The sequence below is a fragment of the Ruegeria sp. CH10 genome, assembly GCF_056537125.1.
In genome coordinates this window covers 231,900-244,213 of sequence record NZ_JBQFQY010000003.1, presented here as the reverse complement: position 1 = coordinate 244,213, position 12,314 = coordinate 231,900, and the positions used below count along the sequence as shown (strand labels likewise).

At 61.0% G+C, this 12,314-nt stretch carries 13 protein-coding genes; 3 read left to right on the top strand and 10 right to left on the bottom strand.

Annotated elements, in window-relative coordinates; translation table 11 throughout:
• The first annotated feature begins 49 nt into the window (after positions 1 to 49).
• Positions 50 to 1,528 carry a glycerol kinase GlpK gene (gene glpK / locus ACRZ94_RS11380; RefSeq protein ID WP_480797376.1) on the top strand — a complete coding sequence of 493 codons (1,479 nt, stop codon included), beginning with the start codon at positions 50 to 52 and terminating at the stop codon, positions 1,526 to 1,528.
• 13 nt (positions 1,529 to 1,541) lie between these two features.
• On the opposite strand, the gene smpB is transcribed toward glpK, so the two are convergent.
• From smpB to ACRZ94_RS11330, 10 genes are all read right to left on the bottom strand, one after another.
• Positions 1,542 to 2,024 (bottom strand): SsrA-binding protein SmpB, encoded by a 483-nt coding sequence (gene smpB / locus ACRZ94_RS11375; protein WP_209195765.1) that lies wholly within the window; start codon positions 2,022 to 2,024, stop codon positions 1,542 to 1,544.
• Positions 2,025 to 2,071: 47 nt separating this feature from the next.
• A complete protein-coding gene (gene idi / locus ACRZ94_RS11370) occupies positions 2,072 to 2,614 on the bottom strand; it encodes an isopentenyl-diphosphate Delta-isomerase (protein WP_480797375.1) in 543 nt (180 codons plus the stop codon).
• Positions 2,615 to 2,820: 206 nt separating this feature from the next.
• Positions 2,821 to 3,234 (bottom strand): c-type cytochrome, encoded by a 414-nt coding sequence (locus tag ACRZ94_RS11365; protein ID WP_480797374.1) that lies wholly within the window; start codon positions 3,232 to 3,234, stop codon positions 2,821 to 2,823.
• A gap of 114 nt (positions 3,235 to 3,348) precedes the next feature.
• On the bottom strand, positions 3,349 to 4,365 hold the full coding sequence (locus tag ACRZ94_RS11360) for a P1 family peptidase (RefSeq protein WP_480797373.1): 1,017 nt from the start codon (positions 4,363 to 4,365) through the stop codon (positions 3,349 to 3,351).
• Between the two features lie 82 nt (positions 4,366 to 4,447).
• The gene (locus ACRZ94_RS11355; protein ID WP_480653350.1) at positions 4,448 to 5,191 is read right to left on the bottom strand and encodes an SDR family oxidoreductase; all 744 of its coding nucleotides are present in this window, start codon (positions 5,189 to 5,191) and stop codon (positions 4,448 to 4,450) included.
• Positions 5,192 to 5,246: 55 nt separating this feature from the next.
• Positions 5,247 to 5,666 carry an alternative ribosome rescue aminoacyl-tRNA hydrolase ArfB gene (gene arfB / locus ACRZ94_RS11350; RefSeq protein ID WP_170684349.1) on the bottom strand — a complete coding sequence of 140 codons (420 nt, stop codon included), beginning with the start codon at positions 5,664 to 5,666 and terminating at the stop codon, positions 5,247 to 5,249.
• 263 nt (positions 5,667 to 5,929) lie between these two features.
• A complete protein-coding gene (locus tag ACRZ94_RS11345; RefSeq protein ID WP_480797372.1) occupies positions 5,930 to 6,574 on the bottom strand; it encodes a queuosine precursor transporter in 645 nt (214 codons plus the stop codon).
• A gap of 91 nt (positions 6,575 to 6,665) precedes the next feature.
• The gene (locus tag ACRZ94_RS11340; protein ID WP_480797371.1) at positions 6,666 to 7,550 is read right to left on the bottom strand and encodes an esterase-like activity of phytase family protein; all 885 of its coding nucleotides are present in this window, start codon (positions 7,548 to 7,550) and stop codon (positions 6,666 to 6,668) included.
• Entirely contained in the window at positions 7,523 to 8,386 is an 864-nt protein-coding gene (gene mepA / locus ACRZ94_RS11335) for a penicillin-insensitive murein endopeptidase (protein WP_480797370.1), read from the bottom strand. Before mepA ends, ACRZ94_RS11340 begins: the two co-directional genes overlap by 28 nt.
• Complete coding sequence (locus tag ACRZ94_RS11330; protein ID WP_480653343.1) at positions 8,383 to 9,750, bottom strand: MFS transporter; 1,368 nt, start codon at positions 9,748 to 9,750, stop codon at positions 8,383 to 8,385. The genes mepA and ACRZ94_RS11330 overlap by 4 nt, the downstream gene beginning before the upstream one ends.
• A 127-nt stretch (positions 9,751 to 9,877) precedes the next feature.
• Between ACRZ94_RS11330 and ACRZ94_RS11325 the strand changes: the two genes are divergently transcribed.
• The gene (locus ACRZ94_RS11325; RefSeq protein WP_480653342.1) at positions 9,878 to 10,165 is read left to right on the top strand and encodes a YggT family protein; all 288 of its coding nucleotides are present in this window, start codon (positions 9,878 to 9,880) and stop codon (positions 10,163 to 10,165) included.
• Between the two features lie 77 nt (positions 10,166 to 10,242).
• Positions 10,243 to 12,282, top strand: coding sequence for a DNA helicase RecQ (gene recQ / locus ACRZ94_RS11320; protein WP_480797369.1), 2,040 nt, complete (start codon positions 10,243 to 10,245; stop codon positions 12,280 to 12,282).
• Positions 12,283 to 12,314: the final 32 nt, after the last annotated feature.

The following is a 12,314-nucleotide window of genomic DNA, read 5'->3' as shown; positions in this document are numbered from 1 at the left end:
TGTTTGCGCTAAAGTCCCGCAAAACCAATACCGGAGGGGGGCGCGGGGCATGACCTATATTCTCGCCATTGATCAGGGCACCACATCATCGCGGGCCATTTTGTTTGACGCGGACATGCAGCGCGCAGGCACCGCGCAGCACGAATTCACCCAGCATTTCCCGCAGGAGGGCTGGGTCGAACACGACCCCGAGGAAATCTGGGACAGCGTGCTACGCGTCTGCCATGAGGTGATGGAAACCGTTGGTGTCACCCCTGACCAGATCGCCGGAATCGGCATCACCAATCAGCGCGAAACCACCGTGGTCTGGGACCGCGCCACCGGGAAACCGATCCACAACGCCATTGTCTGGCAGGACCGCCGCACCGCCGAGATTTGTGCCCGCTACAAACAAGCGGGCTGCGAGGATGACGTGACCGCCCAAACCGGCTTGCTGCTGGACCCGTATTTCTCGGGCACCAAGGTGAAATGGCTGCTGGATACCGTCCCCGGTGCCCGCGAAAAAGCCGAAGCCGGAGAGCTGCTGTTCGGCACCATCGACTGTTTCCTGATCTGGCGTCTGACCGAAGGCCGCAGCCACGCCACCGACGCCACCAACGCCGCCCGCACCCTGCTGTTCGACATCCACAAAGGCGCGTGGAGCGCCGAGATCTGCGACCTGCTGGACGTACCGATTGGGATGCTGCCACAGGTCCACGATTGCGCCTCGGATTTCGGAGAAACGACCCTATTTGGGGGAAATATTCCAATCTTGGGCGTGGCTGGCGATCAGCAGGCCGCCACCATCGGGCAGGCATGTTTCCAGCCCGGAATGATGAAATCCACCTATGGCACGGGCTGTTTTGCGCTGCTGAACACCGGCGACAAACCGGTTGAGTCCCAAAATCGCCTACTGACGACGATTGCCTATCAGTTGGACGGCAAACGCACCTATGCTCTGGAAGGCTCGATCTTTGTGGCCGGGGCCGCCGTGCAATGGTTGCGCGATGCCTTGCAGATCATCGAAACCGCCCCCGAAAGCGGTGAGCTGGCGCAGCAGGCCGACCCCACCCAGCATGTGGTGCTGGTCCCCGCCTTTACCGGGCTGGGCGCGCCGTATTGGAAACCCGATTGCCGGGGCGCGATGTTTGGCCTGACCCGCAATTCTGGCCGGGCCGAGTTCGCCAAAGCCACGCTGGAAAGCATCGCCTACCAGACCCGCGATCTGTGGCACGCCATGCAGGGCGACTGGGGCGCCGAGACCGATGTGACCCTACGTGTCGATGGCGGGGCCAGCGCGTCCGATTGGGCCATGCAAGGGCTGTCGGACTATCTGGGGGCCGAGGTTGACCGTCCCGTCATGCAGGAAACCACCGCATTGGGGGCTGCATGGCTGGCGGGGATGCGCGCAGGCGTTTACCCGGACCAAAAGGGATTTTCGGAAACCTGGGCGCTGGACCGCCGGTTCCAGCCGGAAATGTCGCAAGAAGACCGTGACGCCGCCTATGACCGCTGGAAACGCGCCGTCGCCGCAGCCATGGCGTTCTGAACACGGCGAAGGATCAGCTATGATCCTTCATCAACCGCTGTTTCTGACGTGACCAGTCGCGCTTGGCCTGTGTTTCACGCTTGTCGTGCAGCTTCTTACCCTTGGCGATGCCGATCTTCAGCTTGGCCCGGCCTTTGTGGTTGAAATACAAAACCAGCGGCACCAGCGTCATGCCCTTGCGCTGGGTCGCATTCCAAAGATTCGACAATTCCTTGCGCGAGACCAACAGCTTGCGGCGACGACGTTCTTCGTGTTTGAACACCTTCGCCTGCTCATAAGGCGCGATATAGCTGTTGATCAGCCACAACTCTCCATCGTCGACCGAGGCATAGCTTTCCGCAATGTTCGACCCGCCTGCGCGCAGGGATTTGACCTCGGACCCTTCCAGCATGATGCCGCACTCGATATCCTCTTCAATCGCGTAATCGAAGCGGGCGCGCCGGTTTTCGGCGATGACTTTGTAATTCGGGTCGGTCTTCTGCTTTTGCTTGGCCATGACGCGTTGATTTAGGCGGCTTGGACGGCCCTTGCAAGCCGTAGCGTTCAGGTGGCGGCCGAGATGATCAGATCAGGGCCAAAAATCGTGTCGGCATAGTTGTGCAGATAGATCTTCAGCCAAGGGGTGAACCGCGTCGGATGACGCTGCACCTCGGCCAACAGGTCATGATAATCGATCCAGCGAATATCCATCACCTCATCCGGGTTCGGTTCGATCTGCAATGGGCCGCGGACATGGGCCAGAAAGACATCGACCACCTCGTGCTCGATCATCGCATTGCCCACATCGGCATGGTACTCCAGCCGGTGACGATATTCAGGATAAAGCCCGGTGATGCCCAGCTCTTGCCTCAGGCGGCGCACCGCGCATTCAGAAGGCGTCTCGCCCCAGCGGGGATGGGTGCAGCAGGTATTCGCCCAAAGGCCCGGCGTGTGATATTTTCCCATAGCCCGGCGTTGCAGCAAAATCTCGGTCCCGCGGACGACAAACACCGACACGGCCTTGTGCCGCAGGCCCTTTTCATGCGCCTCAAGCTTGTCCACTGCGGTCAATTCGCCATCAACCCAGGCCGGGATCATGATTCCCATATGTTGTCTCCTGCTGCCGATCCGCCAGGATGGCGGGAAATGCGGGTTGGCTGCCGCCAGATCGGCTTAGCTCTGAGAAGCGATTCCAGTCATGACGCTCCTCGTCCCTCCAACGTGGCGCTGATGCGGCTTGTGATCAATCGCACGAAAGGCCGCAGGGGCTGCGGCCTTTTGTAACGCTAACAGGAATGGGCAGACGTCAGGCGTTATTCGCCCGAAACGCTGACGATATAGGCATAAACGTCCTCGCCGCCTTTCTTCAGGCGGAAGGTCATCTTCGATTTAGCCGAGGTTTCGCCCAGATAGTCTTTCAGGAACGCCTTGGGGTCCTGAGCGTATTCAACAAAGGTCGTTTCGTCCCAAACCAGTCCGTTTTCGCCAGCGGCAACGATGCTGTCGCCGTATTTGAACCCTTCAACGGTGCCTGCAGTACGGCCTGCGATGCCATACAGGTTCGGTCCGGTCTTGCCGCCTTTGACGATCACTTCGCCGTCAGGGTCAGCGATCATATGGCAGGATTTGCATTTGTTAAACGCCTTCTTTCCGGCTTCTGCATCACCTTCTGCATAAGCGGGAAGGGCCAACAGGCCGACAATTGCGGTCGCGAGAATGCGGTTCATAGCTGTTTGCTCCGATACATTTTGGCTGCACCGAATGGAACGCCGGCACAGAAAAGAGTCAACGCGCAGATTGCCGCGCGAGGGCACCGTGTCACAATCCGACCTTAGTCGTCCTTAACCGAGATCAAGTGGCTGCGACCAGCAGGGCAAAAGATCCCCTTCGGCCGGCGTCGCCAGATAAATCGCCCGCGCAATGGCCCGCGCCAGGCACAATGCGGCGGCGTGTCCGATCATCCCAAGTTCAGTATCCGTACAAGAGGCGCGCGCGCCAGTGCTGACGCCAAAGACCAGATCTCCGTCCCCCGGCGTGTGGGCGGGCAGGATCGCGCGGGCAATTCCGTCATGGGCTGCCACGGCAAGCCGCTGGCATTGAGGTTTTGTCAGCGTGGCATCGGTGGCGACAATGGCAATTGTGGTGTTGCCCTTACCCGGATCGGCGGGCCGCATGGCCTGCGCCTTGAGGCTGGGCGCTGGTTGACCCAGACCCGTACCGATATCAGGCCCTAAACCGCCGAACTCGCCGTCAATTTCAAACGGAGCGGCCCAAAAGTGCCGGTCATTGGGGGTTGTCACACTGCCCAATGGATTGGCCGCAACCAATGCCCCGACAGTTACACCGCTTTCCAGCACCACAGAGGCAGAGCCCAGCCCGCCTTTATGTCTGGCTGCCAATGCCCCGGTGCCCGCGCCCGTGCTTCCCAGCGCGAAGTCTTGCGAAGCGGCGTCGAACGCTGCGTATCCAAGGGCGCGATAGGGGTTCTCGGTCCAGTTTTTCTGACCGCCATTCAACAGGTCGAACAGAATCGCACCGGGCACGATCGGAACGGCAATATCCCCCACCGCATAGCCCCGGCCCCGCGCGCGCAGGGCGTCGGACACGCCCGAGCACGCATCCAAACCAAAGGCCGACCCGCCCGACAGCGCAATTGCATCCACTTGCGTAACGGATTTGTCCGGCGCCAACAGATCCGTCTCTCGCGTGCCGGGCGCGCCCCCCATCACATGGACCGACGTCGTGAAGGGCTGATCCGCGGTCAGAACGGTGGTGCCGGATTTCAGTGCCCCGTCCTGTGCATTGCCGACCAGCAGGCCGGGGACATCGGTGATCAGGTTTCTTGGTCCGGGGGTCATGACAGGTTCTGATGTTGGAGTTGGAAAGCGCGCAAGCGCGCTGCCTCCGGCGGAAGTATTTTCAAACAGAAGAAGGGACGGGTCAGATGCATCGGCCTCCGTCCACTTCGAGGGCCGTTCCGGTGATCATGCTGGCCTCATCCGAGCAGAGGAACAGGGCCGCGTTGGCCATATCCTCGGGGGTTGAAAAGCGCCCGATGGGGATGGTCGACAGGAACTTGGCCCTCATTTCGGGCGTATCTTCACCCATGAAGGATTTCAGCAGCGGGGTCTCTCCGGCCACGGGGCAGATGGCGTTCACACGCACGCCGGACGGGGCAAGTTCGACGGCCATGGTCTTGGTTGCGGTGATCATCCAGCCCTTGGAAGCATTATACCAGTTCAGGTTCGGGCGCGGCGACAGACCGGCAGTTGAGGCCACGTTCAGGATTGCCCCTGCCCCCCGCGCCTTCATGGCGGGCACGAAAGCGCGCGCCGTGAGGTAGACGGATTTCATATTCACGTTGAAAACGCGGTCAAAATCATCCTCAGAGACGTCCTCAAGTGGGGTGGGCATATGGGTGACACCGGCATTGTTGACCAGAATGTCCAGCGGGCCGAATTGGTCCATCGCCGCCTTGGCCATTGCCTGCACCGAGGCCGCATCGGCCACGTCAACCTGTTGCGCCACGGCGTTGTCATGCTGCTGCGCCAGTTCTTCAGCCGCTGCGCCGTTGATATCGGCGATCATGACCCGCGCACCTTCGGACAGGAATTTTTGCACGATCCCCGCGCCAAAGCCCGACGCGCCGCCCGTCACGATTGCGGTTTTGCCCTGTAACCTCATGATCTTGCTCTCCCTTACCGGGGTCAGACTAGCAAGGTGCGGCGAAACTGCCAGTTCAATCTTCGGAAACCTTGCCGCGCAGGGCCTTTACGTCCCCGCGCGCCTTTTTGGCGGCCAGACGGCGCTTGACCGAGCCATAGGTGGGTTTGGTGGCAATCCGGCGTTTGGGTTTGACCAGCGCGCGGGTGATGAGGTCAGCCAGCCGGGCGCGGGCAATCTCGCGGTTGCGGGCCTGCGACCGGGTTTCTTCGCACTGGATGATGATCGCGCCATCTTTGGTCCAGCGGCGACCAGCCAGCCGTTTCAGCCGGTTCTTCACAGGATCAGGCAGCGAAGGCGAGCGCGCAGCCTCGAACCGCAGCTCAACGGCGGTTGAGACCTTGTTCACATTCTGCCCGCCGGGGCCGGAGGACCGCACGAAGCTTTCCGTCATTTCCCAATCTTGCAGGGCGATATCGTCCGTGATGCGCAACATGAGGCGGACCATAGCCGCCATGCGGGGAAACAAAAAGGGCCGCCCCGATGGGACGGCCCTTCGAAAGTTCAGGAGGTCGGGTCGGTTAGATCACTCGACCAGCCGGAGCGAGCGCTCCGCCAAGGGCTGCCTTAACAGGCGATCCCCCCGGTTGTTCCGACACCTCTCTCCAATCTCTTTCTTGACACTGGATCACCTCCTTTTCTATCTGTTGCGGTTGACTTTGAGCCTGACACAAGATGCGCCATTCTCAAAGCACTTTTTTAAGCAGGCTGTGCGGTCAGGCGCGAGACAATTACCTTGAACGGGACCAGCGCGATCATCGCCAGCGACAGTTTCACCAGCCAGTCGGCAAAGGCCAGCGTCACCCACAGCGGAGTCATCGGGCCGGATAGCATGAAGGGCACCGGCTCCCACGCCCAGTTGATTGCGGCGTCGGCATTGGCACCGAAGACCGTGACCGAGGCCGAAAAGGCCAGTGTGAAGAAGATCGTCGTATCCAGCGCCGACCCGACCAGCGTCGAGATCAGCGGCGCGCGCCACCAGCGGCCACCGCGCATCGCGTTGAACACGGTGACGTCGGTCAGCTGCGCGATCAGAAAGGCTGTGCCGGACGCAACAGCGATCCGCAGCGGCACGGCGGCATAGGTGAACCCGTCACCCTGCAGCATGATCTGGCTGCCAATCAGCGAGCAGATGATGCCCGTTATGAAACCCGCGAAGACAACTTTGCGGGCGGTGGACACGCCGTAGACGCGGTTCATGATGTCAGTGACCAGAAAGGCCAGCGGATAGGTAAAGGCACCCCAGGTCAACAGCCCGTCAAAGACAAGGAACTGGACCAGGATGTTCGAGGCCACAACAATGGCGGCCATGGCAATAATGCCGGGGATGTAAGCGCGTTGCATGTTTTGATGCCCGTTTTGACAAGGTAGCGGCGACTTGGCCAAGGGACCGTCCCAAGGCAAGCTGTGCGTTTAGACCCTTGGACCGCCCAAGTCAATCAGGCAGCAGATATTCCACCAACTCGGTGCGTTGCAGGGCCAGGAAATTGTCGTCCGAGATCATGGTGGCCCGCAAACGCCCCTGATCGTCGCGCCAGACGGACAGACCTTCGAGGTTGTCATGCGCGCCGATGCTGGTTGTGAACAGGGTTTCTTCGGCCTCAGCCTTTGATCCCGCGATCCGCCACCGGCGCAGGCGCGATTGAAACCCGATCAGCGACAGGCTGCGTTCGAGCACATAGAACCGGCCATCCGGCCCGAAATCAGCCGAGACGGGCAGGAACCTGCCCCGTTGCGGCAGCACAAACGGGGTCGACCATACCTGACCATCCCAGCGATAGACCGGGATGGCACCCTCAGCCGTGCGGCTTTTTTCCGGCAAGGTATAGAGACGCCCCCGATCATCGATGGCCAGCCCCTCGAACGAGCCGTTGGGGTTCAGCCCGTTGAAACTGTCCGGGCGCGGAAGCACGCGGGCGGGGCTATCGGGGCCTGCATACCAGGCCACGCGGTGGACGGCCTCGAACGAGATGTAAAAGCTTCCATCCGGGGCAAAGGCGATCCCTTCGGAATCCCCCGCTCCGCCGTTCAACGGGCGACCCTTGCTGGACAGGACCGGACAGTTTCCGGTGATCCAAATACCGGTGATCGCGTCCCCGTCCCGCGTGATGGCTGCGCGCACCAAAACAGCGCGGTCACTGAGCGCAATCATCTGGCGGCCATTGTCGGTGATCTGCAGGGCCGAGAACCCGCCAAACCAGTCGGCACTGTGCCGCCAGGCAAAACTGTGCAGATGGGTGGCCGATTTAACCTCGACCCCCCATGCCATTCCTGCCAATGGCAGCGCTGCGATCAGTTGGATTGCAGTACGGCGGCGCATTGCTGTGGCAGATCAGCCAGACGATATTCACGCCGGGGCTTTGGCGCAGGCGCATTCGGATCAGGCGGCGGCGGGTTAAGGATATTGTTCACCCACTCCTGCGCCTGATCACAGCCATCCCCCTTGGGGGGCGGATCTTGGTTGACACACCCGTTGGAGCCGCGCGGACAGGCGAGACGCACGTGGAAATGATAGTGATGCCCCCACCATGGCCGGATTTTGCGCAGGTACGCGCGGTTGCCTTTCTCGTCCTTGCACATCTGAACCTTGGCACCGGGAAAGACGAAAATCCGCGCCACGCGCTTGTCCTTGGCGGCTGCTTTCAGAATCTCATGATGTTGTTTGGTCCAGTTGCCATTGACAAAAGCCCCATTGGCGCGGCGCAGGGAAATCGATGAGAGGTTCTCGCGCGCTTTGCGGCTCAGGCGCATGTTGTCGCCCGGCAGCATCCAGATATCGATATCCAGGCCCAACTGATGAGAGCGATGCCCGGATGTCATCGGGCCGCCCCGCGGCTGGCTGATATCCCCGATATAGAGACCATTCCACCCCGGCTGCCTGGCCGCAAACCGGCTGAGGTCCTGCACATAGTCGATCGCCTCGGGGTGGCCCCAGTTTCGGTTGCGCGACAGGCGCATGGCCTGCCATGTCGGTCCCGTCTCGGGCAGTTGGACCGATCCGGCCGCACATCCGCGCGAATAACTGCCGAACGCGGCCGGTTTTTGGGCTGAGCTTTGCTTTTGCGCCCCGAACAATTGCTTGGCCAGAGGTTGCGCCCCAGCCGTTCCTGCCAATGTAATCGCGGCAATTATTGCCAAAAAACGTAGTAAAATCATCTGCTCTGATCCCCTTCCGGTTTCACCCAGCGCATCAGGAATAGGCCCAGAATAAACAAAGCGATGATCGGTGACACCCCCAGACGCGCGCTGCCGGTGACCGTTGTGGCAATTCCGATCAGCAAGGGCGCGGCAAAGGCGGTGGCACGCCCCGACAGACCATACAGACCAAAGCTTTCCACAGGGGCCTTGGGATCAGTGTGGCGCACCATCAGGGATCGGCTGGCCGATTGCAAAATGCCGCCCATGCCACCAATCAGAACACCACAACCAAAGAACACCATGTCGGGCAGGTTTGAACCTTCGGCCAGCGGGATTCCGTAAATCTGTGTGCGGTCCATCGACACCACCGTGATGCAGACAAAGATCAGAACCCAGATCGCCAACAGAATGACCGGCTTAGGGCCGTATTTCTTATCGGCCTTGCCCCCGATCCACGCAAAGATGGCTGAGGCCAGAACGCTGACAATCCCAAATACGCCGATCTTGATCAGATCCCATTCCAGCACCAGCCGCGCGTAAACGCCGCCAAAACTGTAAAGCCCGTTCAGCGCATCCCGGTAGAACATCGACGACACCAGATAGCTGGCCAGGCTACCCCGGTGCCTGAGATCGGAAATGGACTTGCCCAGCAGGCGCAGCGCTTCAGCAAAACTGCCTTTCTTGTTGCTGTCCGGGTCATCCCGCACCCACAGGAAATAGGGCACCATGAACAGAATGAACCACCCGGCGGTAAAGGGACCGACGAACCGCGTCCCCTCTTGCGCGGCGGCGTCCAGCCCAAGGATCGGCGCAATACCGATCAGCGTTTTGCCGTTGGGTTGCTCGACAAACAGGGTCAGCATGATCGCAAGTGAGATCAGCCCGCCAAAATACCCGAACGCAAATCCCGAGCCCGAAATCTCGCCCACCTCATTGTCATCGCCCAGCTCGGGCAGCTGCGAGTTGATGAAGATCAGCGCGTATTCGGCACCCACAAACCCCAGACCAAAGGCCGACAGCATCAGCCACATGTTTGATCCGTCGGGCATCGTGTACCACAGCGCGGCTGATCCCACGGCATACATCACCGAAAAGCCGAATATCCAAGGAATGCGCCGCCCGGACACATCCGCCAACGCCCCCAAAAGCGGAGCGCCAAAGGCGATAATCAGGCCTGTAATGGTCAGGCAATTGGCCCAGACCGTCTGCGCCCGCGCAGCCGCAGCCTCGGCATCCAGCCCGGTGCCCGAGAAATACCCGGCCGCGACACCGGCGAAATAGGGTCCAAAGACAAAGGTCACCAGCAGCGAGTGATAGGGCTGCGATGCCCAATCGAAAAACCACCAGCCCCAGATGCGCTTGCGCTTGGAAATCTCTGCCATGACTGCCCCTGTTATCGTTGCATTCATAAGACGGGGCTTTGGGTCATTTCGCAAGCACTCTGTTGGCGGGCTTGCTCTTTGGTGCGGGGGCGCTTAGGTCTCAGGCAATCGACTACCCGGAGGCCCCATGCTGTCGCTGATCCAAATTCTGTTGCTGATCCTGGACATTGTCTGGTTCATCATTCTGGCCCATGTGATCATGAGCTGGCTGATCAACTTTCAGGTGCTCAACCTGCACCAGCAGCTGGTGGCGCAAATCTGGTATGGTCTGAACCGGATACTGGAACCTATTTATGGCCCGATCCGGCGCATTCTGCCCAATATGGGCGGGCTGGACCTGACGCCTTTGGTAGTGCTGATCGGGGTCTATGCCCTACGGATCATCCTGATCAACAATATGGTCTATTTCGTCTGACCTCTTGTTCACCGAATCTTAGTATGTGATTGTCCTGTCTTAAGAGCAGATAAACCTTAAAACAGGGCACCCCCCACATGTTCGACGCCGCGCCTTTGCTGCGAGATGTCTTTGGATTCGACGACTTCCGCCCCGGTCAGGAAGAGATCGTCGATGCCGTCACGCTGGGCGAAAATGTGTTGGCCATCATGCCCACCGGGGGCGGAAAATCCCTGTGTTTCCAATTGCCTGCGCTGATGCGCGACGGGGTGACGGTGGTGATTTCCCCCCTCATCGCCCTGATGCGCGATCAGGTACGCGGGTTGCAAGAGGCCGGTGTCGAGGCCGGTGCCCTGACATCCGGCAACACCCCCGAAGAGACCGACGCAGTGTGGGAGGCGTTGGAGGCCGGTCGGCTGAAACTGCTCTACATGGCCCCCGAACGTCTGGCCGCCGGGTCGGCTTTGGGCATGCTGCGGCGGATCAATGTAAGTCTTATTGCGGTGGACGAGGCCCATTGCGTCAGCCAATGGGGCCATGATTTCCGCCCTGACTACCTACGGATCGGAGAACTGCGGCGCGCCCTGAATGTGCCCTTGGCGGCCTTCACTGCCACAGCGGATGCGGAAACGCAGGACGAGATTGTCGAGAAACTGTTCGACGGCACCGCACCGCGCAAATTCCTGCGCGGGTTTGACCGGCCCAACATCCATCTGGCCTTTGCTGCCAAGGACGGGCCGCGCAAACAGGTGCTGGATTTCGCCGCCGCGCGCAAAGGGCAATCCGGCATCGCCTATTGCGGCACCCGCAACAAGACCGAGGTGCTGGCGCAGGCCCTGCGCGCCGAGGGCCACGTGGCCTGCCACTATCACGGCGGCATGGACCCCGAAGATCGGCGCATTGTCGAAACCCGTTTTGCGCGTGAGGACGGGTTGATCGTCGTTGCCACCGTGGCCTTTGGCATGGGCATCGACAAACCCGACATCCGCTGGGTCGCCCATGCGGACCTGCCCAAATCCATCGAAGCCTATTATCAGGAGATCGGTCGTGCGGGCCGCGATGGCGGGCCCGCGGAAACGCTAACCCTTTTTGGCCCCGACGACATCCGCCTGCGCCGCTCGCAAATCGACGAGGGGCTGGCCCCGCCGGAACGGCGCATGGCCGACCATGCCCGTCTGAACGCTCTACTTGGGCTGGCCGAGGCGCTGGTCTGCCGCCGTCAAACTCTGCTGGGCTATTTCGGGGAACAGGCCGAGCCCTGCGGCAAATGCGATCTGTGCGACACCCCGCCCGAGGTTTTCGACGGCACCACGCCTGTCCGTATGGCCCTTTCATGTATCCTGCGCACAGAGGAATGGTTTGGATCGGGCCATCTGATCGACATCCTGTTGGCCAATGAAACCGACAAAATCCGCGCCCGGCGGCATGACGCCCTGTCCACATGGGGCATCGGCAAGGATTGGTCGCGTCCGCAATGGCAAGCGATCTTCCGGCAAATGATGGGGCACGATCTGGTCCGCCCCGACCCCGACCGCCACGGTGCCCTGCGCATGACCGAGGCCGCAAAACCGATCCTGAAAGGCGAGGCGCAGATCAACCTGCGCAAGGACACGATCCGCAAAGCCACCCGCCGCCCCGCCGTCAAAGCGATGGTGGCTGAAGAAGACGCGCCTCTGCTGTCCGCGCTCAAGGCCAAACGCCGCGCGCTGGCGGAATTGCAGCGGGTGCCGGCCTATGTCATCTTCCCCGACCGAACCCTGATCGAGATGGCCGAAACCCGCCCGATGACGCTGGACGACATGGCCCGGATCGGCGGTGTGGGCGCAAAAAAGCTGGAGCGCTATGGCGATACGTTCCTTGAGGTGATCGCGGGCGAAGCCGCGGCCCTGCACCCTGCCCGCCGCAAACTGGCTGGACGCGATCAGGGGGATATTTACGACCAGCTGCTTGAGGTTCAGACCCAGCTGTCGCGCGGGCCCGACGGGATCGACAAACCGCTGACCTGCTCGGCCTCGCAACTGGCCAAGGTGGCGCAGCTGCGGCCCGGCGATCAGCGCGGGCTGGAACAGGTGCTGGGCGATCGTCGTCACGAAAGGTTTGGCGCGGCCTTTCTGGACGTGCTGGAACAGGCGGGCTAAGTACCGGGTATCAGGCAAGGAGTAAGGGCGGA